Annotated in this window: 19 protein-coding genes; 3 read left to right on the top strand and 16 right to left on the bottom strand. The window is 60.5% G+C overall.

Features of this window, described 5'->3' with window-relative positions:
- Positions 1-41: 41 nt before the first annotated feature.
- From ACM6I5_RS27030 to ACM6I5_RS26975, 12 genes are all read right to left on the bottom strand, one after another.
- Positions 42-1,976, bottom strand: a complete 1,935-nt coding sequence (locus tag ACM6I5_RS27030) for a methyl-accepting chemotaxis protein (protein ID WP_017336258.1) — start codon at positions 1,974-1,976, stop codon at positions 42-44.
- Between the two features lie 150 nt (positions 1,977-2,126).
- On the bottom strand, positions 2,127-3,416 hold the full coding sequence (locus tag ACM6I5_RS27025; RefSeq protein ID WP_017336257.1) for an adenylosuccinate synthase: 1,290 nt from the start codon (positions 3,414-3,416) through the stop codon (positions 2,127-2,129).
- Positions 3,417-3,471: 55 nt separating this feature from the next.
- Complete coding sequence (locus ACM6I5_RS27020; RefSeq protein ID WP_414878173.1) at positions 3,472-4,659, bottom strand: ATP phosphoribosyltransferase regulatory subunit; 1,188 nt, start codon at positions 4,657-4,659, stop codon at positions 3,472-3,474.
- 316 nt (positions 4,660-4,975) lie between these two features.
- Positions 4,976-5,845 (bottom strand): protease modulator HflC, encoded by an 870-nt coding sequence (gene hflC / locus ACM6I5_RS27015; RefSeq protein ID WP_017336255.1) that lies wholly within the window; start codon positions 5,843-5,845, stop codon positions 4,976-4,978.
- Positions 5,845-7,017: an FtsH protease activity modulator HflK gene (gene hflK, locus ACM6I5_RS27010; RefSeq protein ID WP_017336254.1), complete on the bottom strand. Its 1,173-nt coding sequence runs from the start codon at positions 7,015-7,017 to the stop codon at positions 5,845-5,847. The genes hflC and hflK overlap by 1 nt, the downstream gene beginning before the upstream one ends.
- A 96-nt stretch (positions 7,018-7,113) precedes the next feature.
- Positions 7,114-8,415: a ribosome rescue GTPase HflX gene (hflX, locus tag ACM6I5_RS27005; protein ID WP_017336253.1), complete on the bottom strand. Its 1,302-nt coding sequence runs from the start codon at positions 8,413-8,415 to the stop codon at positions 7,114-7,116.
- Positions 8,416-8,427: 12 nt separating this feature from the next.
- On the bottom strand, positions 8,428-8,688 hold the full coding sequence (gene hfq / locus ACM6I5_RS27000) for an RNA chaperone Hfq (RefSeq protein WP_007902656.1): 261 nt from the start codon (positions 8,686-8,688) through the stop codon (positions 8,428-8,430).
- A gap of 95 nt (positions 8,689-8,783) precedes the next feature.
- Positions 8,784-9,755 carry a tRNA (adenosine(37)-N6)-dimethylallyltransferase MiaA gene (gene miaA / locus ACM6I5_RS26995; RefSeq protein ID WP_017336252.1) on the bottom strand — a complete coding sequence of 324 codons (972 nt, stop codon included), beginning with the start codon at positions 9,753-9,755 and terminating at the stop codon, positions 8,784-8,786.
- Positions 9,755-11,665 (bottom strand): DNA mismatch repair endonuclease MutL, encoded by a 1,911-nt coding sequence (gene mutL / locus ACM6I5_RS26990; protein ID WP_017336251.1) that lies wholly within the window; start codon positions 11,663-11,665, stop codon positions 9,755-9,757. Before mutL ends, miaA begins: the two co-directional genes overlap by 1 nt.
- On the bottom strand, positions 11,662-13,041 hold the full coding sequence (locus tag ACM6I5_RS26985) for an N-acetylmuramoyl-L-alanine amidase (protein ID WP_414878231.1): 1,380 nt from the start codon (positions 13,039-13,041) through the stop codon (positions 11,662-11,664). Before ACM6I5_RS26985 ends, mutL begins: the two co-directional genes overlap by 4 nt.
- Positions 13,042-13,089: 48 nt before the next feature.
- The gene (tsaE, locus tag ACM6I5_RS26980; protein ID WP_017336249.1) at positions 13,090-13,560 is read right to left on the bottom strand and encodes a tRNA (adenosine(37)-N6)-threonylcarbamoyltransferase complex ATPase subunit type 1 TsaE; all 471 of its coding nucleotides are present in this window, start codon (positions 13,558-13,560) and stop codon (positions 13,090-13,092) included.
- A complete protein-coding gene (locus ACM6I5_RS26975) occupies positions 13,548-15,047 on the bottom strand; it encodes a bifunctional ADP-dependent NAD(P)H-hydrate dehydratase/NAD(P)H-hydrate epimerase (protein ID WP_017336248.1) in 1,500 nt (499 codons plus the stop codon). Before ACM6I5_RS26975 ends, tsaE begins: the two co-directional genes overlap by 13 nt.
- A 63-nt stretch (positions 15,048-15,110) precedes the next feature.
- Here ACM6I5_RS26975 and queG point away from each other — a divergent pair, with 63 nt between their 5' ends.
- Positions 15,111-16,190, top strand: coding sequence for a tRNA epoxyqueuosine(34) reductase QueG (queG, locus tag ACM6I5_RS26970; protein WP_414885025.1), 1,080 nt, complete (start codon positions 15,111-15,113; stop codon positions 16,188-16,190).
- Here the strand turns inward: queG and ACM6I5_RS26965 are convergent.
- Together ACM6I5_RS26965 and orn are read right to left on the bottom strand one after the other, a co-directional pair.
- Entirely contained in the window at positions 16,172-16,783 is a 612-nt protein-coding gene (locus ACM6I5_RS26965; RefSeq protein ID WP_017336246.1) for a trimeric intracellular cation channel family protein, read from the bottom strand. The two genes, queG and ACM6I5_RS26965, sit on opposite strands and share 19 nt — an antisense overlap.
- 232 nt (positions 16,784-17,015) lie before the next feature.
- Positions 17,016-17,558: an oligoribonuclease gene (gene orn, locus ACM6I5_RS26960; RefSeq protein WP_007995036.1), complete on the bottom strand. Its 543-nt coding sequence runs from the start codon at positions 17,556-17,558 to the stop codon at positions 17,016-17,018.
- 107 nt (positions 17,559-17,665) lie between these two features.
- On the opposite strand from orn, the gene rsgA reads away from it, so the two are divergent.
- Positions 17,666-18,697, top strand: a complete 1,032-nt coding sequence (gene rsgA / locus ACM6I5_RS26955; RefSeq protein ID WP_017336245.1) for a small ribosomal subunit biogenesis GTPase RsgA — start codon at positions 17,666-17,668, stop codon at positions 18,695-18,697.
- 54 nt (positions 18,698-18,751) lie between these two features.
- On the opposite strand, the gene motB is transcribed toward rsgA, so the two are convergent.
- Positions 18,752-19,774 carry a flagellar motor protein MotB gene (motB, locus tag ACM6I5_RS26950; RefSeq protein ID WP_017336244.1) on the bottom strand — a complete coding sequence of 341 codons (1,023 nt, stop codon included), beginning with the start codon at positions 19,772-19,774 and terminating at the stop codon, positions 18,752-18,754.
- 3 nt (positions 19,775-19,777) lie between these two features.
- Positions 19,778-20,629, bottom strand: coding sequence for a flagellar motor stator protein MotA (gene motA / locus ACM6I5_RS26945; RefSeq protein WP_017336243.1), 852 nt, complete (start codon positions 20,627-20,629; stop codon positions 19,778-19,780).
- A gap of 166 nt (positions 20,630-20,795) precedes the next feature.
- Between motA and ACM6I5_RS26940 the strand changes: the two genes are divergently transcribed.
- Positions 20,796-22,334, top strand: coding sequence for an HDOD domain-containing protein (locus tag ACM6I5_RS26940; protein WP_414885024.1), 1,539 nt, complete (start codon positions 20,796-20,798; stop codon positions 22,332-22,334).
- Positions 22,335-22,342 lie beyond the last annotated feature (8 nt).

Here is a 22,342-nt window from a genome sequence, read left to right as displayed (position 1 = left end):
GGAGCTACCGAAGGCTGCGATCTCTTGATCTTCAGACCTTATCAGGCCCTGAACTGCCCCAGGCTCGCCTTCAACTGCGCTGCCAACCCGTCCAGCACCTTGCCGCTCGCCGTAGTCTCCACCACCGCCTGAGCTGCTTTCTCAGCCTGCGCGTGAATGGTTTCAACCCGACCCCGCACCGCCTGCGCGCCTTGCGCCTGATGCGCTGCTGCCTGCGTTGCCAGGCCAATGGCCGCATGCACCTGCTCGACCGACACCTGCACCGACTGCTGCAACCGCGCACTGTCACGCAATACCAGCAGACCTTCGCTGGCCTGACGCCCGGCCTGACCGATCGCGGCAACCGCCTCACGTGCACCTTGCTGCAAGGCCACGATGTGCGCCTGAATGTCGCCCGTGGAACTCTGGGTCTTGCTCGCCAATGCCCGTACTTCGTCCGCCACTACGGCAAAGCCGCGGCCGGTCTCGCCGGCACGCGCTGCTTCAATGGCAGCGTTCAGCGCCAGCAGGTTGGTCTGCTCGGCGATCCCGTGAATCACGGTGAGCACCACTTCAATCTGTTCACTCTGCTGCGCCAGTCGCTCGATGACTTTCGCCCCGGTATCGACCTGTCCGGCCAACGCCTCGATCAAGCTGCCGACTTTCGCCGAGGTCCGGGTGTTTTCATCGGTCGCAGAACGGATGTCCACCACCTGCTGCAAGGCTGCCTGCATGGCATGACTTTCAGACTGCGCTTCATCAGCCATCTGCGACAACGCGCGCAGACTTTCGGCAACCTCGTCACGCTGCATGCCCGCGGCCGCGTCGGCACCAGCGTTACGCAAGGTCATGGCGCCAATTTCAACGCCCGTGCGCTGGGCCACATCGCCCGCCTCACGCACGATGGGTTGCAACTTGTCCACAAAGCGATTGACCGCCGACGCCATGTCGCCAATCTCGTCCTTGCTGTTGATCTGCACGCGCTTGGTCAGATCACCCTCGCCTGCCGCCAGGTCGTCCATCGCGGCAATCAGCATCTTCAAGCGGTTGACCACACGACGACCCAGGACCACGGCCAGCAACAGCAGTACGCCGAAACCCACAAGCGCCAGACCCATGCCGATGCGCCAGCGCAAGGTCGCTGCAGCTTCCTGCACGGTACTGGTGGTGTTGGCTTTCATTTCCGAGGCGGTCGACTGAGCGGAGGTCAGGCGAGCCCGCATCGCGGTGGCGCTGTCAGCTGCCGCACCTTTGAGGCTATCGCCGACCAGTTGATCACTGCTGGCGATCAGCGCCGAGAAGCGCTTGTCCAACGCGGCCAGATCGGTTTCCACCGAGGCGGTGGAAACGCCCATCAAAACCTTGCCGATTTCCACGCCATTTGGGTTGATCGAGGCTTCGAGGTAGTAGACCGAAGGATCGTTCTTCGCCGCATCCAGCACTTTGTCCAGTGCGCGCTCGCCCTGGCCTTTCTCCAGAAGGGCCTTGTTGATCGGGTTTTCGCGATTGAGGTAGCGCGTCAGATGCTGCCCCGTTGCGTCGTCATAAACCACGAACAGCACGTTCGGATTGCGCTGGGCGCGGCGGGCGAATTCGGACAGGGTTGGCACGTCGCTGTCCCACATGGCGCGGGGTGCGACCGAGGCCAGGAGCTGCGCCATATCATTGGCGGAATCCTTCAGATCCTTTTCCAGCGTGGCACGCAGCTGAGCCTGTTCTTCCTCCAGCTTCGAGGACAAACCGGCCGTGAGGCGCTGGCGTGTACTGGTGGAGAGGTTGTCGAGGCTCGACGTGACTTCACGCCCTGCCTGCTCCAGCTCACCAGAGAGCTTTTGACTGTCCGCCCCAAGGCGCACACCCAGATCGGCTTCCAGTGCAGTCACTGTGCTTCGAGTCAGAGCAACAGCCACCAGCACCTGCACCAAAAGGGCGATACCAAGGGTAACGAACACCGGCCGCAATAGACGGCTTTGTAACAATGAGAGAACCGCCGACACTTGATATCCCTCTGCCTGGACGCCATTAAATTGATGGCACGCCAGAAGACGTGCTCTTAATGAAGATCACAGCAAAGGTCATGCCGTCCAACAGGCAAAAACGACAAAGGGCCCGATTAAGGGCCCTTTGTGTTTTACATCAACGGCTTATTAAGCGAACGGGTGACGCAGAACGATGGTTTCGTTGCGATCCGGGCCCGTCGAAATAATGTCAATCGGCGCACCGATCAGCTCTTCAACACGCTTGATGTAGGCACGTGCGTTCGCTGGCAACTCTTCCAGGGTTTTGGCACCCACGGTCGACTCGGTCCAGCCCGGCACTTCTTCGTACACAGGCTGCAGACCCACGTAGCTGTCAGCATCAGTCGGGGCAACAACTTTACCTTCTGCATCTTTGTAGCCGACGCAGATGTTGATGGTTTCCAGACCGTCGAGCACGTCCAGCTTGGTCAGGCAGATGCCCGAGATGCTGTTCACATCGATAGCGCGACGCAGGATAACGGCGTCGAACCAGCCACAACGACGGGCACGGCCGGTCGTCGCGCCGAACTCGTGACCTTGTTTGGCCAGGTGCGCACCGACTTCGTCGAACAGTTCAGTCGGGAATGGACCCGAGCCTACACGCGTGGTGTAAGCCTTGGTGATGCCCAGGATGTAGTCCAGGAACATCGGGCCAACACCCGAACCGGTAGCAACGCCGCCAGCGGTGGTGTTAGAACTGGTCACGTACGGATAGGTACCGTGGTCGATGTCCAGCAACGAACCCTGGGCGCCTTCAAACATGATGTCTTTGCCTGCGCGACGCAGATCGTGCAGCTCGGCCGTCACGTCCAGCATCAGCGGCTTGAGCAGCTCAGCGTATGCTTTGCATTCGGCCAGGGTTTTGTCGAATTCGATGGCTGGCTCTTTGTAGTAACCCACCAGCATGAAGTTGTGGTAATCCACCAGTTCACGCAGTTTGTCTTCAAAGCGCGGCATGTTGAGCAGGTCGCCAACACGCAGGCCACGACGAGCAACCTTGTCTTCGTAGGCCGGGCCGATGCCGCGACCGGTGGTACCGATCTTCAGCTCGCCACGGGCCTTTTCACGGGCCTGGTCCAGCGCAACGTGAAAGGACAGGATCAGCGGGCAGGACGGGCTGATACGCAGGCGCTCACGCACCGGCACGCCTTTCTCTTCCAGCTTGACGATCTCGCGCAGCAAGGCGTCCGGTGCAACCACCACGCCGTTGCCGATCAGGCACTGCACGCCTTCGCGCAGTACACCCGACGGGATCAGGTGCAAGACAGTTTTTTCGCCATCGATCACCAGGGTGTGGCCAGCGTTGTGGCCACCCTGGTAGCGCACTACGGCGGCAGCATGTTCGGTCAGCAGATCAACGATCTTGCCTTTGCCCTCATCACCCCATTGGGTGCCCAGGACTACGACATTCTTACCCATAACACTTGTCCTCATTCGCGCAAACTTGGTGCCGGCCACGGGCCGACAGGAAAACTCAAGAAGCCAGTGGCGATACTTGCCAAAGCCCGTTCTGCTGAATCAATTGCCGGTCGCAGTCCGCTTCACGGGCGGCGGCCAAAGGTTGTCCAGGCAAGGCCTGAACGACACGCTGACCCTCACTGCGCAACTGGCAAACCTGCTGCCAGAGTGCCGCATCCGTACTGTCAGGCATCCAGATACCGCCAGACGGTAGCTCGATGTCAGCACGCCCCAGGGTCACCAGGGTTTTCAAATCGGTAGAGAAGCCGGTTGCCGGACGGGCACGACCGAAGTCGGCGCCGATGTCGTCGTAACGACCGCCCTGGGCAATGGACTGGCCAACGCCCGGCACGAACACCGCGAACACCACACCGGTGTGGTAGTGGTAGCCGCGCAACTCGCCAAGGTCGAAGTAAAGCGGCAATTCAGGGAAACGCGTGGACAGACGCTCGGCAATCGCCAGCAAGTCATCCAGAGCCGCCAACACTGGCGCCGGTGCATCTGCCAGACGTACGCGCGCAGCTTCCAGCACTTCACGGCCGCCACACAGGTCAACCAACGCCCGCAGCATGCCCGACAGATCGGCAGGCAAGCTTTCGGTCAAGGTAATGACCTCGTCGATGGCCTTGCGTTGCAACGCATCGAACAACTGTTGTTCAACTTCACCGGACAAACCGGCCGCGCGGGCCAGGCCGCGGTAGATCCCCACATGACCGAGGTCCATGTGCACATCCGGCACATCGGCCAGTTGCAGCATGGCCAGCATCAGACTGATGACTTCCACGTCGCTGCTCGGGCTGGCATCGCCGTACAACTCGGCGCCCAGCTGAATCGGGCTGCGCGAGGACGACAAGGCGCGTGGCTGAGCGTGCAGCACGCTGCCGGCATAGCACAGGCGGCTCGGACCTTCGCGACGCAGGGTGTGCGCGTCGATGCGCGCCACTTGCGGCGTGATGTCGGCACGGAAACCCATCTGCCGACCCGATTGCGGGTCGATGACCTTGAAGGTACGCAGATCGAGGTCCTGGCCGGCACCGGTCAGCAGGGATTCCAGGTACTCGATATGGGGAGTCACGACAAACTCGTAACCCCAGCTCTGGAACAGATCCAACACCTGACGACGCGCGACTTCAATGCGCGCCGCTTCCGGTGGCAGTACTTCTTCGATGCCATCTGGCAGCAGCCAGCGGTCTACCGTTGCCATTACGCCATTCCCCTATGGTCCGGGCGGCCAGCCTTTGGGCGAGCCTTGAGTGAAGCAGAAAATGATCGGCCTTGTTGACAAGCCACGCATGAACAACGCGGCGAAAAGCCTGAAAATAAGCTTCGCCAATCACTTTCCTCGAAAAACCTGTCGAGTCATTCGACTCGGGCGCCTGCATAAACAACAGCAATCAAACGTGCAGACGCAAAAAAGCCGGGAATTTCCCGGCTGCCGCATCATACACACGTTTTCCCAAAGGATCACCCCGCCCGAGGCTTTAGCCGCCAGGCGGGGGATGATTCAGGTCAACGTCGTATCAAGGCTTGGCTTTTTCCAGGTAACGGAAGAAGTCGCTGCTTGGGTCCAGGACCATGACGTCGGATTTGTTCGCGAAGCTTTCACGGTAGGCGCGCAGGCTACGGTAGAAACCGTAGAACTCCTGATCCTGGCCGTAGGCCTTGGAGTAGATCGCAGCGGCCTGGGCATCGCCATCACCGCGAACCTCTTCGGATTCACGATAGGCTTCAGCCAGCAGCACGCGGCGTTGACGATCGGCGTCGGCACGAATGCCTTCCGCCAGCTCGTTACCCTTGGCGCGGTGCTCGCGAGCTTCACGCTCACGCTCGGAACTCATGCGCTCGAACACACTGCGATTTACTTCTTTCGGCAGATCGATGGCCTTGACCCGAACATCGACCACTTCGATGCCCAGCTCTTTTTCCGCCATCGTGTTCAACGAGGCAGTGATATCGGACATCAACGCGTCGCGCTCACCAGAAACCACTTCATGCAGCGTGCGCTTACCAAACTGGTCACGCAGGCCCGACTCCAGACGACGGGAAAGACGCTCGTCAGCGATCTGCTTGAGACCGGAAGTTGCGGTGTAGAAGCGCTCGGCGTCCTTCACCCGCCACTTGGCGTAGGCATCGACCATGACCGCTTTCTTTTCCAGCGTCAGGAAGCGTTGTGTCGGTGCATCCAGCGTCATCAGACGCGCGTCGAATTTACGCACCTGGTTAACGTAAGGCACTTTCACATGCAGGCCAGGCTGAACATCGGCCTGAACCACACGACCAAATTGCAGCAGCACCGCACGCTCGGTCTGAGCCACGATGTAGAAGCAGTTCCAGGCTGCGATCGCTACAACGACGACGACAATAAGGGTGATCAGCGATTTATTGCTCATCAGCGACTCTCCCTGGTACGTGCTGGCTGTTGCTGCAGATCAGCTGCCGCACGTGCATTCGCTTCATTGCTGGTGGCAGCCGCGCCAGGCACGGACGTGCTGGTGTTGCGACCACTTTCGACCATCTTGTCCAGCGGCAAGTACAGCAGATTGCTCTGGCCATTCTTGTTGCCGGTCACGAGAACCTTGCTGGTATTGCTGAAGACTTCCTGCATGGTGTCCAGATACAGACGCTCGCGGGTGACTTCAGGTGCCTTGCGATACTCGGCGACCAGTTTGGTGAAGCGATCGGCCTCACCCTTGGCGCGCGAGACGGTTTCATCGCGGTAACCATTGGCATCTTCAAGGATGCGCTGGGCCTGGCCACGGGCTTCCGGCACGACGCCGTTGGCGTAGGTTTCAGCCTGGTTGCGCGAACGCTGCTCGTCTTCACGGGCGCGAATCACGTCATCGAAAGCTTCCTGCACTTCACGCGGTGCCGCTGCGTTCTGTACGTTGACCTGGGTAATGGTGATGCCGGTGCGGTATGTATCCATGAAGCGTTGCAGACGCTCCTTGATTTCACTGGCCATCAATTCACGACCTTCGGTCAGCACCTGGTCCATCGCAGTGGAACCCACCACATGGCGCAAGGCACTTTCAGTCGCGTGCTGCAAACTGATTTCCGGCTGGTCTACGCTCAGCACGAAGTCCTGCAGGTTGCTGATCTTGTACTGCACGGTCAGCGGCACTTCGACGATGTTTTCGTCTTCAGTCAGCATTTGACCCTGCTTGGTATAGGCACGCTCACGCGTGACGTTTTCCAGGTACTTTCGATCGAGCGGCGGGAAATAGATGTTCAGGCCCGGGCCGACGGTTTCATAGTACTTGCCGAAGCGAAGCACCACGGCTTGCTCCTGCTCGTCGACCACGTAGACCGCGCTGTACAGCCACACGGCCGCCAATACGACCAGGCCGATGCCGAGCAGGCCGCCGAAGCCGCCACTCTTGCCCGAACCACCGCCGTCGTCACCACGTTTCTTACCACCACCGAACAACCCATTCAGGCTTTCCTGCAGCTTTCGGAAGGCCTCGTCGAGATCCGGTGGTCCCTTGCGGTCGCCGTTATTGCGGCGCTTGCCACCCCAAGGATCCTGATTGTTCGAGTTGCCACCCGGCTCATTCCAAGCCATAGCGCTCTCCATCTGATAAAGCAAAGACGCACCCACGGCGCGCCGACCAATGCTACAGAATGCCTGTCACCACGGCACAACCGCTTTCTCAGGCTTTTATTGCAAAGTGTGTTGCTCGATGAACTCTGTCGGCACAACGCCTTCACGGCTGACCAGCCGATTGAGCTCCGAGCGCGGCAATCGAACGGCCAGCAAGCTGACACCTTCTTCGTCGTGTTCTTCTTTCTGCACCGCTCCGAGTTCGAAGAACTGCGCACGCAGGCGAGCGAATCGTTGCGGCAAGCGCAAGGTACCGATAAACAACTCACTGCCCAGCAACTCGGCAATGGCTTGTTCAAGCAGTTCCAGACCACTGCCATCACGCGCCGACAGCCAGACCCGTTGAGGCTTGCCGTTTTCGTCGCGCTGGATTTGTGGTTCAACGCCTTCAAGCAAATCGAGTTTGTTATAGACCTCGAGGATCGGCAAGTCCTGGGCACCAATCTCGCCCAGCACCACCATCACCTGCTCGATCTGCAACATGCGATCCGGTTCGGCCGCGTCGATCACGTGCAACAGCAGGTCGGAGTTGCTCGACTCTTCGAGGGTAGACCGAAATGCCTCGACCAGCTTGTGGGGCAAGTGGCGAATGAAACCCACAGTGTCAGCCAGGACAATCGGCCCCAGGTCGTCCAGTTCCAGACGGCGCAAGGTCGGGTCCAGCGTGGCAAACAACTGGTCAGCCGCGTACACGTCGGATTTCGTCAAGTTATTGAAGAGAGTGGATTTACCGGCGTTGGTATACCCCACCAAAGACACGGTAGGGATATCCGCACGCGTACGACCACGTCGCGACTGTTCGCGCTGGCTGCGCACTTTTTCCAACCGGCCCTTGATCTGTCGCAGGCGAACCCGCAGCAAGCGGCGGTCAGTTTCCAGCTGGGTTTCACCCGGGCCACGCATGCCGATACCGCCACCTTGACGTTCAAGGTGAGTCCAGCCACGAACCAGACGGGTACTCATGTGGTCAAGCTGGGCCAGTTCTACCTGGAGCTTGCCTTCATGGGTACGGGCGCGCTGGGCGAAAATATCGAGAATCAGGCCGGTGCGGTCGATCACGCGACACTCGAAAACACGTTCGAGGTTACGTTCCTGACTGGGCGTGAGGATGTGATTGAAGATCACCAGATCTGCCTTTTCGGCATGGACCAGGTCGCGTAGTTCCTCGACCTTGCCGCTACCGATCAGGTATTTGGCGGTTGGCCGATGACGCGGCACGTTAAAAAACGCAACGGTCTCGGCGCCGGCCGAATTAGCCAATTCCTGAAACTCCTGCGGGTCTTCGCGCGCCTCAGGGTCCTGTCCATCCAAGTGAACGAGGATCACTCGCTCACCACCACCGTGGCGCTCAAAGAACAAAGGAGACTCCTATCAGGCGTTACCTGGCTCAGCGTCGCCTGCCTCGGATTCGGTTGCGCTAGGCAGACGAATTGGACGAACCGGCACCACTGTAGAGATAGCGTGTTTGTAAACCATCTGGCTGACGGTGTTTTTCAGCAGGATAACGAACTGGTCGAAAGACTCGATCGTGCCTTGCAGTTTGATCCCGTTGACCAGGTAGATCGACACCCCAACTTTCTCTTTACGTAAAGTATTCAAGTAAGGGTCTTGTAGCGAATGCCCTTTTGACATGTGCCGCACTCCTTTAAGGATTCAATATAAAAAAATAGGTAAACAGATGGCTTGTGGCCGTCACACCCCCAAGGATAGACGGCAATTGCAAGGACTCAGCTCAATATGGAGATGGTCCCCAGGTATTTCAAGGCGCGCGGCAGATTGTCGCAATCCAGGCTGTCCAGCCAGTGTAAATCAGCCCAACTGCGCAGCCAGGTGAACTGACGCTTTGCCAATTGGCGCGTGGCAATGATTCCACGCTCCTGCATCTCGGCTTGCGTCAGCTTGCCATCCAGGTAGTCCCAGACTTGTCGGTAGCCTACCGCACGTATAGACGGCAACCCTGAATGCAGGTCACTTCGCTCACGCAGGGCTACGACCTCGTCAATGAATCCCTGTTCCAACATTAAAGTGAATCTTTGTTTAATTCGCTCGTGCAGTACCTGGCGATTTGCCGGAGCAATGGCCAAGTTCGCGACAGTATAGGGCAATTGTTGCAGTCCCGAAGCGGCTGCTTCAGTACTTTGCGCACTTTGTCGCTGCCGCAGCTCGGTCATGCTCTGACCACTGACGCGATAAACTTCCAGTGCTCGACTCAGGCGCTGGGGATCGTTCGGGTGAATACGTGCCGCGGATTGCGGGTCGATGAGTGCCAATTGGTCATGCAGGGCTTGCCAGCCAAGGCGTGCGGCTTCTTCTTCAATCTGCGCGCGGACTTCAGGATCCGCGGCTGGCATGTCCGCCAGACCTTCAACCAAAGCCTTGTAATAGAGCATTGTGCCACCCACCAGCAGCGGAATTTTGCCGCGTGCGGTGATGTCGGCCATGGCTTCGAGGGCGTCACGGCGGAAATCCGCAGCGGAATAGCTCTCTGCCGGATCGAGAATGTCGATCAGACGGTGGGGGAATTCGGCCAGAATCTCTTTCGAGGGCTTGGCGGTGCCGATGTCCATGCCGCGATAGACCAGCGCCGAATCGACACTGATCAACTCGCAAGGCAAGACTTTGGTGAGCTCGATGGCCAGGTCGGTCTTGCCCGCTGCTGTCGGGCCCATCAGGAAAATCGCAGGAGGGAGCTGGCTCATCAACGACCGCGCAGGAACAGTTTGTCCAGATCGTCCAGGCCCAATTGGGTCCAGGTCGGCCGGCCATGGTTACATTGACCGCTGCGCTCGGTGTTTTCCATATCACGCAGCAGACCGTTCATTTCCGGCAGGGCCAGACGCCGATTCGCCCGAATCGCGCCGTGGCAGGCCATGGTGCCGAGCAATTCGTTCAGGTGCGCCTGAATCCGGTCGCTGGTGCCGTATTCCATCAAATCCGACAACACGTCGCTCACCAATCGATTGGCTTCCGCCTGCTTGAGCAAGGCTGGAATCTGCCGGATGGCCAGCGTTTCCGGGCCCAGACGCTGCAATTCAAAGCCCAGACGCTGGAACCACGCGACGTTTTCTTCGGCGCAGTCACCTTCGCGCTCGCTCACAGCCAAAGACTCCGGCACCAACAGCGGTTGACCGCTCAGGCCTTCGCTGGCCATGGCGACTTTCAGGCGTTCGTACATGATCCGCTCGTGCGCGGCGTGCATGTCCACCAGCACCAGGCCCTGGGCGTTTTCCGAAAGAATGTAGATGCCTTTGAGCTGCGCCAGCGCATAACCCAGCGGAGGAATATCGTCCTGACCGGCCGGAAGTGCGACGGCGTTGGCTTCAGGCAACGGCGCAAAAAATTCACGATACGCCGCCTGGGCTTCAGCCGCAGGCACGCCCGACTGGGGACGCGCCGTGTACTGATACTGATAACCGGCGCCAGCGCCGGAACCCGCAGCGGTGTTGAATGACGGTTGTGCCTGAGGCTGTTCCAGCAGCGCATTGGCCGCCAGGCGCATTTCGCCTTGGGGACCGAATTCCCCCGCATCGATGCCGGTCGGGCGAACAATGGCCGTCGCCACCGGCGCCGCCAAATGATCATCCGGCCGTACATCGCCCAAAGCGCGGTGCAAGGTGCCATAAAGAAAATCGTGAACCATCCGTCCGTCACGGAAGCGTACTTCGTGTTTGGTCGGGTGCACGTTGACGTCGACACCGGCCGGATCGACTTCGAAAAACAGCACGAACGTCGGGTGCCGACCATTGAACAGCACGTCGCGATACGCCTGGCGCACCGCGTGAGCCACCAGTTTGTCGCGTACGGCACGGCCGTTGACGAAGAAATACTGCAAGTCCGCCTGGCTGCGGTTGAACGTCGGCAAGCCAACCCAACCCCATAAATGCAGACCATTGCGCTCGATCTCGATCGGCAGCGCCTGTTCGAGAAAACCCGAACCGCAAATCGCCGCCACTCGCCGCGCACGGGCCGCGTCATCATGGGCTTCGTGCAGGCTGAGGATGGTTTTGCCGTTGTGGCGCAAATGGAACGCCACGTCGAAGCGCGCCAGGGCCAGACGCTTGATCACTTCCTGGAGGTGATCGAATTCGGTTTTTTCGGTCTTGAGGAATTTGCGCCGCGCCGGAGTGTTGAAAAACAGGTCACGCACTTCCACCGAAGTACCCACCGGGTGAGCGGCCGGTTGCACGCGGGGCGCCATGTCCCGGCCTTCGGTTTCAACCTGCCAGGCCTGATCGGCATCGCGGGTGCGGGACGTCAGGGTCAGGCGCGCCACGGAGCTGATCGAGGCGAGTGCTTCACCGCGAAACCCGAGGCTCATGACCTGTTCGAGATCTTCCAGGTTGCGGATCTTGCTGGTGGCGTGTCGCGCCAGGGCCAGAGGCAGGTCATCGGCAGAAATGCCGCTGCCATCGTCGCGCACCCGCAGCAGCTTGACGCCGCCCTGCTCGACATCGACATCGATGCGCCTGGCGCCGGAGTCGAGGCTGTTTTCCAGCAACTCCTTGATCACCGAAGCGGGACGCTCAACCACCTCACCGGCGGCAATCTGGTTCGCCAGTCGCGGGCTGAGGAGCTCGATGCGAGCGCTGTTGATCACGGCCTGATTCATTCTTTGGACGCCAGTTCAGTGCCGGGAATAGTCAGGGTCTGACCGATTTTCAGCTCGTCACTTTTGAGATTGTTGGCACTGCGCAAGGTGGCCGGGGACACCTGATAACGCACGGCAATCATCGCCAGGGTTTCGCCCGGGTTGACCCGGTGATCCCGTGGGCCCTGGGCGATCTTGCCGGAATCACGCAACCAGGCAATGTAAGTGCCCGGCGGTGGATTCTGCTGGAAGAACTGACGCACGCCGCTGCTGATCGAGCGCGCCAGCGCTTGCTGGTGGCTGGCCGCCGCGAGTTTCGACGCTTCGTTGGCGTTGGAGATGAATCCGGTTTCCACCAGGATCGACGGGATGTCCGGCGATTTCAGCACCATGAAACCGGCTTGTTCCACGCGCTGTTTGTGCAGTGGCGTCACGCGACCGATGTTGCTCAGCACTTTTTGGCCAACGTTCAGGCTGGAGGTCAGGGACGCGGTCATCGACAGGTCGAGCAGAACGCCTGCGAGCATTCGGTCCTTGTCGTCGAGGCTGACGTTGCCGGCACCGCCGATCAAGTCGGAACGGTTTTCGCTGTCGGCCAGCCAGCGGGCTGTTTCAGACGTGGCGCCGCGATCAGACAAGGCGAACACCGACGCACCGAACGCAGCCGCCGAAGGCGCGGCGTCGGCGTGGATGGAGACAAAGAGGTCGGCGCCCTTCTTACGGGCGATTTCGGTACGGCCACGCAACGGGATGAAGTAGTCACCGGTGCGGGTCAGTTCGGCGCGGAAGCCCTTCATGCCGTTGACCTGACGCTGCAATTCGCGGGCGATGGCCAGCACCACGTCTTTTTCACGCTGGCCGCGAGAGCCGGAGGCGCCCGGGTCTTCACCGCCATGGCCGGCATCGATGACCACGATGATGTCGCGCTTGCCAGCCGGAGCGGGCGGCAATTTGACCGGTGGATCTACCGGTGTGACAGGGACCGGTGCCACGGTCGCCACGTTGGTCGGCGGCGGGATCGGCGCAGCGTCGGCGGCGTTATCGAACAGATCGACCACCAGGCGATTGCCGTACTGGGCGTTCGGCGCCAGGGTGAAGCTTTTGGGCGTGACGGCTTTTTTCAGGTCGATGACCACACGCAAGTCGGTCGGCGTGCGTTGGGCCGAGCGCATGGCGGTGATGGGCGTATTCGAAGCATTGACGTTCAGTGGTGCGCCGAGGGACGCGCCATTGATGTCGATAACCAGTCGATCCGGGGATGTCAGGGTGAAAACGCTGTGCTGCACCGGCCCGGTCAGGTCGAACACCAACCGTGTGTTGTCCGGCGCCCGCCACAGGCGAACGCTGTTGACCTTTGTTTCAGCCACAGCGTCGACGGTCACCGCCAAAAACAACATCCCTACGGCAGCTACCATCGCGCGAAAGCGCATACCTGACCCCATCATTTAATTGGATTCCAATGCCAAAGCGGCACACCACGACTCGCCACGCGAGCCCTGGGACAAAATTTTCAGCGAACGCCCGCTGCCTTGCGGGCTAATGGTAATGGTCAGGTCGGGCTTTGGCAAAAAGCCTGCACCTTTGCGGGGCCATTCGATCAGGCATAACGCGTCGTCTTCGAAGTAGTCGCGGATGCCGAGGTACTCCAGTTCTTCAGGGTCGACCAAGCGATAGAGATCGAAATGGAAGGCGCGGATGTCACCGATCTCGTAGGGCTCGACCAGCGTGAAGGTCGGACTTTTAACCGCGCCTACATGCCCCAGGCCCCGGATGATGCCCCGCGACAGCGTGGTCTTGCCCGCCCCCAGATCCCCTTCCAGAAAAATCAAACCGTGCCCTTGAGTGGTTTTTGCGATGCGCTCGCCAAATGCGGTCATCGCCTCTTCATCAGCCAGGTACAGGGTTACTTCAGACACGGTGCTTGCTCCTCCAACAACTGACGAATGGCTGGAATCAGATCACTGGCCGCCAGCCCACGGCCCGATTTACCTTGTTGCGCACCGGCATTGGCGTGCAGCCAGACCGCCAGGCAAGCGGCGTCGTACGCATTCATGCCTTGCGCCAGCAATGCGCCAACCAATCCAGCCAGCACATCGCCCAGACCAGCGGTGGCCATGGCCGGGTGGCCTTGATGACACAACGCCAGGCGCCCGTCGGGACTGGCGATCAGGCTGCCGGCGCCTTTCAGAATCACGACAGCTGTGTATTTTTTGCTCAATGCGTGAGCGGCGGACGGACGGTCAGCCTGAACTTCAGCGGTACTTATCCCGAGCAACCGCGCCGCCTCCCCTGGATGCGGGGTGATCACGCAGTCCATGGGCAAGCTCACATGTTGTTCGGCCAGCAGGTTCAGCGCGTCGGCGTCCCATACCTGCGGCAACGGCGCATTGGCCGCCGCCGACAACAGACTGCGCCCCCACGAAGCCTGCCCCAGGCCCGGCCCCACTACCAGCACGGAAACCTTTTGCAGCAATCCCATCAACTGATTGGCTGACGAAGTGCCCACTACCATGGCTTCGGGGATTCGGGCGAGTGCTGCGGGCACATGCTCGCTGCGGGTGGCCACCGAAACCATGCCGGCCCCACTGCGCAGGGCACTTTGCGCGCTCAACAAAATGGCACCGCCAAAGCCGCGATCCCCGCCGATCAACAAAACATGGCCGAATTTGCCTTTATGGGCAGTCGGCGCGCGATCCGCCAAACGCGGCAATTTGCCGGCCGTCAGGCGACGCGCACTGACGCCAATCCCGTTGTACGACTCGGGAGAAGCCTGCAGATCATTGAAAACCAACTCACCCACCACGTCCGCCGCTTCGCCCGTGAACAGTCCCAACTTCAAACCGATGAAGGTCACGGTCAGATTCGCCCGAACGGCCACGCCGAGCACACGCCCTGTATCGGCACACAGTCCCGAAGGAATGTCCACGGCAGCAACCGGCAGATCGCTGGCATTGATCGCGGCGATGACACTGGCGTAAGGCTCTCGCACCTCGCCTGTCAGACCGGTGCCCAGCAAGGCGTCCAACACGACACCGCGCAAATCGGATTGCGCGCTCCAGGCTTGAACGGCAACGCCTTCGGACAGGGCCTCGGCGTGGGCCAACCCGGCATCGCCCTGCAAACGCTGAGGATCACCCGCCGCCAATACGCGCACATGCCAACCGGCACGCCGGGCCAACACCGCCACCAGATAGCCATCACCGGCGTTATTGCCTTGACCGGCGACTACCGTCAGCTCGTTGGCCGTCGGCCACTGTCGGACCAGCGCACGCCAGGTCGCCCGTGCTGCACGGTGCATCAATTCGAAGCCCGGCGTACCCGCCGCAATCAGGCTCGCATCGAGGGCTCGCACTTGTGCGGCGCTGTACAGCGCGTCGGGTAAATCATCTTTAGTGTGCGGCATGCGTCTTCGGGCTCCGATGTCTGGCAGAATTATACGCACCTCAGCTCCGGTTTCTCTCGCCTCATGCCTGCTATTACCACAGACCTGCCCGCCCTCGCCCAATCCATCAAGGACTGGGGCCGCGAGCTGGGCTTTCAGCAAGTCGGCATCAGCGGCCTGGACCTGGCCGAGCATGAGCAGCACCTGGAGCGCTGGCTTGCGGCCGGCTACCACGGCGAAATGGACTACATGGGTGCCCACGGCACTAAACGCTCACACCCGGAAGAGCTCGTGCCCGGTACGCTTCGGGTGGTGTCCCTGCGCATGGATTACCTGCCGGGTGATACTGAAATGGCCAAACGCCTCGCCCAACCGGAAAAAGCCTACGTGTCGCGTTATGCCTTGGGCCGCGATTACCACAAATTGATCCGTAAACGTGTGCAACAACTGGCAGAAAAGATTCAGGCGGTCATCGGCCCGTTCGGCTACCGCGCGTTTGTCGACAGTGCGCCGGTGCTGGAAAAAGCCATTGCGGAACAGGCGGGCCTTGGATGGATCGGCAAAAATACCCTGGTCTTGAATCGCAAGGCCGGCAGTTATTTCTTCCTCAGTGAGCTGTTTGTCGACTTGCCGCTGCCCATCGACCCGCCCCACAGCACCGAACATTGCGGCCGCTGCACCGCGTGCCTCGACATCTGCCCGACCAACGCCTTTGTCGGCCCTTATGTGCTGGATGCCCGTCGCTGCATTTCCTACCTGACCATCGAACTGAAAAGCGCGATCCCCGAAGACTTGCGGCCATTGATCGGCAATCGGGTCTTCGGCTGCGACGACTGCCAGATCGTCTGCCCCTGGAACCGCTTCGCTCGCCCGTCCGGCGAAAACGACTTCAAGCCACGGCACAATCTGGACAACGCCGAACTGGCGGAGCTGTTTATGTGGGACGAAGACAAGTTCCTCAGCAGCACTGAAGGCTCGCCGTTACGGCGTGCCGGTTATGAGCGCTGGTTGCGGAATCTGGCGGTGGGCCTGGGGAATGCGCCGTCGAGCATTCCGGTGCTGGAAGCGTTGAAGGCGCGGCGCGAGTATCCGTCGGAACTGGTTCGCGAGCATGTGGAATGGGCGTTGAAGCAACACGCCGAACGTCAGGCTTCGTCGTTATAAACGAATTTCGGCATTTCCCAGTGGAAACGAATCGCCAACAACCTCAGCAGGAAGCCGCCGAACAGGGTGATCAGAATTGCCTGTTCTCCCGGCACGTTCAAATACAGGCACAGCATGTAGCACCACGCCGCCGCGAACGACACGCTGGCGTAGAGTTCGCGACGGAAGATCAGCGGGATGTCGTTACAGAAGATGTCGCGCAGGATACCGCCGAATACCCCGGTGATCACGCCGCTGACCGAGGCCACCAGCATGCCGTGGCCCATTTCCAGGGCAGTCATGCAGCCGATCAGGGTGAACGCCACCAGGCCCACGGCGTCGAGCACCAGAAACAGTGAGCGCAAGTGACGCATCCAGCGCGCAGCGAAGACCGTGAACATGGCTGCAATCGATGTCAGCACCAGGTATTCCGGGTGTTTCACCCACGTCAGCGGGTAATGGCCGAGCAGCACGTCACGCACCGAACCACCGCCCAACGCCGTGATGCAGGCGATCAGCACCACGCCGAACCAGTCCATGCCCCGACGACCGGCAGACAGGGCACCGGTCATGGCTTCGGCGGTAATGGCGATCAGGTAAAGCATCAGCAACATGGTGGCGGTCCTTGCAGGAAGGCGCGCAGTCTAGCCATTTAGTCCCGGCACCAAAAGAGGGCAAGAACAGACACTGAGTACCTGTGGCGAGGACACTTGCTCCCGCTGGGCGGCGACGCGGCCCCAAAACCAGACACCTTGCTCTTTCAGATGTACCGCATCGACTGGGTTGCGACTGCTTCGCAGCCGAGCGGGAGCAAGCTCCCTCGCCACAAAAGCCCTCCGCCGCCAATCAGAACTTGATGAAATGCTTGCGGTAATGCTGCAACTCGGCGATGGATTCGCGGATGTCGTCCAACGCCAGGTGGGTGCTGCCTTTCTTGAAGCTGTCGCGCACGTCTGGCGCCCAGCGAGCGGCCAGTTCTTTCAGGGTCGAGACGTCGAGGTTGCGGTAGTGGAAATAGCTTTCCAGGGATTTCATGTGGGTATAAAGGAAGCGACGGTCCTGGCAAATGCTGTTGCCACAGATCGGCGACTTGCCCTTCGGCACCCACTTCTCCAGGAAGGCAATGGTCTCGGCTTCCGCTTCGGCCATGCTGATGCGGCTGTCGCGCACGCGCTGGGTCAGGCCCGAACCGCCGTGTTGACGGGTGTTCCACTCGTCCATGCCGGCGAGGATTTCATCACTGTGATGGATCGCGATCACCGGCCCTTCGGCCAAGGTGTTCAGATCGCTGTCGGTGACGATGGTGGCCATCTCGATGATGACGTCGGTATCAGGGTTCAGACCGGTCATTTCCAGGTCGATCCAGATCAGATTCTGCGGGTTTTGCATGTGTCGGCTCCTAGGCAATGCTGCGCAGTTTAGCCTAGGCCGGTGGCCGGGCGTGCTAAACTCGCGGCCGTTTTACCTAATCGCTGCATTCTTGATACGGAACACCCATGGCCAAACGCCAACTCAATCGTCGTCAAAACTGGCGCATCGAAAAGATTCAGGGCGAACGCGCTGCACGCGCCGCCAAACGCGAGTCCTCGGCTGTCGAGGCACTCGAAGGTGGCGACCTGGGTCCGGAACAGACCGGCCTGGTGATCGCGCACTTCGGTGTGCAGGTCGAAGTCGAAGCCCTCGATGGCGATTTGGCCGGACAGGTGTTCCGCTGCCACTTGCGTGCCAACCTGCCGGCGCTGGTGACCGGCGATCAGGTGGTCTGGCGTGCCGGCAACCAGGGCATCGGTGTGATCGTGGCGCAACTGCCGCGCAAGACCGAACTCTGCCGTCCGGACAGCCGTGGCCAGCTCAAGCCCGTAGCCGCCAACGTCGACATGATCGTCATCGTCTTCGCGCCACTGCCCGAGCCTCACGCCAACCTGATCGACCGCTATCTGGTCGCGGCGGAGCATGCCGGGATTCGGCCGCTGCTGCTGCTCAACAAATTCGACCTGATCGACGAGCAGAACGCCCCGGCGCTGAATGCCTTGCTCGCGGTTTACCGCACGCTGGGTTATCCGGTCCTCGAAGTGTCGGCGCACCATGGCAATGGCATGGAACAACTTCAGGAACAGCTGGACGGGCGCATCAGCGTGTTCGTCGGCCAGTCCGGCGTCGGCAAGTCGTCGCTGGTCAACAGCCTGCTGCCGGAAGTCGACACCCGCGTCGGCCCGTTGTCCGAGCTGTCCGGCCAGGGCACTCACACCACCACCACCGCGCGGTTGTTCCACTTCCCCGGTGGCGGAGAGCTGATCGACTCCCCGGGTATTCGTGAGTTCGGCCTCGGCCACGTCAGCCGCGCCGACGTCGAAGCCGGCTTCATCGAGTTCAACGACCTGATCGGCACCTGCCGCTTCCGCGACTGCAAGCACGACCGCGAGCCGGGTTGCGCATTGCTCAAGGCACTGGAAGAGGGTCGCGTGCAACAGCAACGGATGAACAGTTATCGCTCGATCATTGCGAGTTTGCCGGAGAGCAGTTACTAAGCCGCTTCCTGCAGATACAAAAAAGCCGCGATCATCTCGCGGCTTTTTTGTGCGTCACTGTTTCGGCGGGTCTGTTGGCTTGGGATCATCAAACAGATTCAACCGCTCACGAAGCTCATGCGCCGGCAACGGCTCTTTATCCGCCGGCAACGCGTTCGGATCAGCTGGCGTGGCAGGCACCTCACCCGGGCCACCCTGCCCCTGGGTCGGCTCTGGCGTCGGTTCCGCGCCTTGCGAACCTTCGATGGCACGCTGGGCTTTCTTGGTCAGCACGACAATGTCGATTCGGCGGTTGACCGGGTTGAGCGGGTTCTCGCGATCGAACAAGGCCGACGAGGCATAACCGACCACTCGTGCGATCTGCTGTTCCGGATAACTGCCGGCCACCAGCGCACGGCGTGCGGCGTTGGCCCGGTTGGCCGAAAGCTCCCAGTTACCGAAGTCACCAGTGCCCGAGTACGGCTTGGCATCGGTGTGGCCGCTGATGCTGATCTTGTTCGGCACCGCTTTGATGGTGTCGGCCATGGCCAGCAGGATGTCTTCGAAGTAAGGCTTGAGACGCGCTGAACCCGAGTCGAACATCGGGCGGTTTTCAGCGTCCACGATCTGGATGCGCAAGCCGTCCGGGGTGATTTCGAACAGAATCTGGTCCTTGAATTTCTTCAGTTGCGGGTTCTCTTCGACCTTGTTCTGCAATTCTTGCAGCAACAGTTCGAGGCGTTCCTTCTCCACCATCTCGGCCATGCCTTCGACCTGTTCGGCGTCGACAGTCACCTTGTCCGGCTGCGGCTGGGATTTCACCTCGGGGTTGAGGGTGTTTTCCGGCGCCAGGGTCGGCGTGCCGCCCAGGTCGATGATGTAAGGCGTGCCGCTTTCGGAAAAGCCGACCGGGTCCTTGAAGTAACCGGCGATGGCGATCTTCTGTTCCGGTGTTGCGGTAGACAGCAGCCACAGCACCAGGAAGAACGCCATCATCGCCGTCGCGAAGTCGGCGAAGGCGATTTTCCAGGCGCCCCCGTGATGCCCGCCGGCGATGCGCTTGACGCGCTTGATGATTATCGGCTGATTGTTTTCCATGGCTTAGCGACCGCGAACCGCTTGTTCCAGCTCAGCGAAGCTAGGACGGTGCGCCGGGTACAGAACCTTGCGCCCGAACTCTACCGCCAGCGATGGCGGCATGCCGGAAGCCGAAGCCACCAGCGAAGCCTTGATGGCTTCGTAGACGTTCAGTTCTTCCTTGGCATCGTGGGCCAGGGAATGGGCCAGCGGACCGAAGAAACCGTAGGCGGCCAAAATACCGAAGAACGTACCGACCAGTGCCGCACCGACGTGCAGACCGATGGATTTCTGGTCGCCTTCGCCCAGGGACGCCATGGTCACCACGATACCCAATACCGCCGCAACGATACCGAAACCGGGCATGGCGTCGGCGATGCCGTTCACCGCGTGGGAGGGGTGCTCCAGGTCTTCCTTGAGATTGTAGAGCTCCATGTCGAACAGGCCTTCCAGCTCATGGGGAGCCATGTTGCCGGAGGACATGATGCGCAGGTAATCGCAGATGAACGCGGTCATGCGCTCGTCCTTGAGCACCGACGGGTACTTGGCGAAGATGGGACTCGCAGCGGCATCTTCGATGTCGCCTTCGATGGCCATCATGCCTTCGCGGCGGCTCTTGTTGAGGATCTCGTAGATCAGGCCCAACACTTCAAGGTAGTAGCCGTGATTGAACCGCGACCCGAACATGCTCAAGGACTTCTTGAGCACGTGCAGGGTCATGTAACCGGGGTTGGCCTGGAGGAATGCGCCAAGGGCCGCACCACCGATGATCAACACCTCGAAGGGTTGAATCAGGGCTGCAATCTTGCCGTGGGAGAGCACGTATCCGCCGAGCACGCTCGCGAATACGACGATGATGCCGATTATTTTAGCCATAGGTAGGAGAGCACTTACTGAGTCGGGTTCAAGGTCATATTCGGAAGTTAAAAAATCTCTTCTTCTACTTATCGGCAAAACTGCGCCAGACTATAGCCAGTTCAGGCGAAAAGCCAATTTGGCCCGCTCCAGGCATAGGTAATGCAGACGATGGTCGCGTCCAGACATGGCTAACGAAACGAACGTCCCAACTCCAAAACCCACCACACTCGAAGGCTGGGTCAAGCTTCTTGACGGTGTGCGCCTGCCGGTTCCGCAGGTCAGTCACGACCGTGTCTGCAAAGCCATCCGCGACGATCGCAGTTCCCTGCGCGATATCGCCGAGTTGATGCAGGACAGCCCCGCCCTGGCCTTGAGCGTGATCCGCGAAGCCAACCGGCACACCCACGGCAGCATGACCGAGCCGGCGGAAAACCTCGAGGTGGCGATCAATCGCCTCGGTTTGAAGCGCACCGAAGAACTGCTCGCCCGGCTGCCCGCGGAACCTGAGTCGCAAATCCCCGTGGCCCTGCGTCAGTTGCAGATGATCAGTCAGCACGCGACGCAACAGGCCAACGGTTTTTTCGCCGCTCGCCTGGCGCGGCTGTGGCAGGACATCCACTGGGGCAGCCTGCTGTTTCTTTCGCCGCTGTGGCCCATGGCGTTGACCCATCCGCAGCTGCTTGAAGAATGGGAACTGCGGGTCATCCATAAAGGCGAGCCGGCCCGCAACGTCGAGAAACAATTGTTCGGCGTTCGCCTGCTGGAAATCGCTCAGGCGCTGGTGGATATCTGGCACCTGCCGATCTGGGTGCAGCAGGGTTACAAGTTGTTGCTCAACGAGCAGCGGGAACTGGTGAAAGTCCTGCGCATCGCCCGCGACAGCGATCATCCATTGCGCCAGCAGAACCGTCTTGATGACGATCCGACCCTTCGCCGCTGGCTCAATCAACCGGCCAACACCGTGTTGCTGGCCAACGGTCTGGCGCTGTCGGCGCAACAGGCCTGGGACAGTCCGCACAGCGAACGCTGGCAGTACCTGACCAGCCTTTACCTGCAAATGCCGATGGACGAAGTGCAGCAACAATTGCACCAGCAGGCCGCCAACAGTGCGCGTCAACACGCCATGCCCGACCTCTGGCACCCAGCCGTTGCGCTGCTCTGGCCGTGGGGCATGAACCGCGTTCACGCCGGACTGCTGCCAGCCCCGGCACCGACCGCCGAAGACCTGTCCAAGTGGCGCGCACAATGCGCCGAACTGCTGGTAGAGCCGAGTCGTTTCACCAATGCCATGCACTTGACCAACTCGGCCCGTGACGCGCTGGTCGCGTGCGGCATGCGTCGGGTGATGATCCTGATGGCCGACCGCACGCACGCCAATCTGCGCGTGCACCAGATCGCCGGGTTGCCGAAAGAAGCCGCGGGCCTGAATTTCGTGGTCAGCCAAAGCACCGTACTGCAACGCCTGCTTTCGCAACAGGCGCAGGTGCGCCTGTCTCCGGCCAACAACGCGCAATTTTCGGCCCTGCTGCCGGCCGGCCTGCGTTCGCAGTTCGGTGGCGAACACCTGCTGTTGCGCTCGCTGGTCAACAACGGCCGCGTGATCATGATCGTCGTGGCGGATCAGGGGGGCGGGCCGTTCTCGGAAATCACCGTGCAGGCCTTTGGCAAAACCGCGCAGTGCATCGAGAAAGCCCTGCACAGCTTTAGCCATCGCGGCCAATGACCCGCTAC

It is taken from the genome of Pseudomonas sp. IT-P171, assembly GCF_949767765.1.
GTDB classification, from domain to species: Bacteria; Pseudomonadota; Gammaproteobacteria; order Pseudomonadales; family Pseudomonadaceae; genus Aquipseudomonas; species Aquipseudomonas fluorescens_B.
The sequence above is the reverse complement of the archived record's forward strand: the minus strand, read 5'-3'. Positions and strand labels throughout refer to the sequence as shown.

What these genes read in the sequence shown, in the direction of transcription:
- hflC (WP_017336255.1), bottom strand. Translation starts at nt 5,845, where the DNA reads ATGAGCAATAAATCGCTGATCACCCTTATTGTCGTCGTCGTTGTAGCG.
- queG (WP_414885025.1), top strand. Translation starts at nt 15,111, where the DNA reads ATGCCTGCTATTACCACAGACCTGCCCGCCCTCGCCCAATCCATCAAG.
- motA (WP_017336243.1), bottom strand. Translation starts at nt 20,629, where the DNA reads ATGGCTAAAATAATCGGCATCATCGTCGTATTCGCGAGCGTGCTCGGC.
- ACM6I5_RS27020 (WP_414878173.1), bottom strand. Translation starts at nt 4,659, where the DNA reads ATGGCAACGGTAGACCGCTGGCTGCTGCCAGATGGCATCGAAGAAGTA.
- hflK (WP_017336254.1), bottom strand. Translation starts at nt 7,017, where the DNA reads ATGGCTTGGAATGAGCCGGGTGGCAACTCGAACAATCAGGATCCTTGG.
- rsgA (WP_017336245.1), top strand. Translation starts at nt 17,666, where the DNA reads ATGGCCAAACGCCAACTCAATCGTCGTCAAAACTGGCGCATCGAAAAG.
- ACM6I5_RS26975 (WP_017336248.1), bottom strand. Translation starts at nt 15,047, where the DNA reads ATGCCGCACACTAAAGATGATTTACCCGACGCGCTGTACAGCGCCGCA.
- mutL (WP_017336251.1), bottom strand. Translation starts at nt 11,665, where the DNA reads ATGAATCAGGCCGTGATCAACAGCGCTCGCATCGAGCTCCTCAGCCCG.
- ACM6I5_RS26985 (WP_414878231.1), bottom strand. Translation starts at nt 13,041, where the DNA reads ATGTTGTTTTTGGCGGTGACCGTCGACGCTGTGGCTGAAACAAAGGTC.
- miaA (WP_017336252.1), bottom strand. Translation starts at nt 9,755, where the DNA reads ATGAGCCAGCTCCCTCCTGCGATTTTCCTGATGGGCCCGACAGCAGCG.
- ACM6I5_RS26940 (WP_414885024.1), top strand. Translation starts at nt 20,796, where the DNA reads ATGGCTAACGAAACGAACGTCCCAACTCCAAAACCCACCACACTCGAA.
- ACM6I5_RS26965 (WP_017336246.1), bottom strand. Translation starts at nt 16,783, where the DNA reads ATGTTGCTGATGCTTTACCTGATCGCCATTACCGCCGAAGCCATGACC.
- orn (WP_007995036.1), bottom strand. Translation starts at nt 17,558, where the DNA reads ATGCAAAACCCGCAGAATCTGATCTGGATCGACCTGGAAATGACCGGT.
- hfq (WP_007902656.1), bottom strand. Translation starts at nt 8,688, where the DNA reads ATGTCAAAAGGGCATTCGCTACAAGACCCTTACTTGAATACTTTACGT.
- ACM6I5_RS27025 (WP_017336257.1), bottom strand. Translation starts at nt 3,416, where the DNA reads ATGGGTAAGAATGTCGTAGTCCTGGGCACCCAATGGGGTGATGAGGGC.
- motB (WP_017336244.1), bottom strand. Translation starts at nt 19,774, where the DNA reads ATGGAAAACAATCAGCCGATAATCATCAAGCGCGTCAAGCGCATCGCC.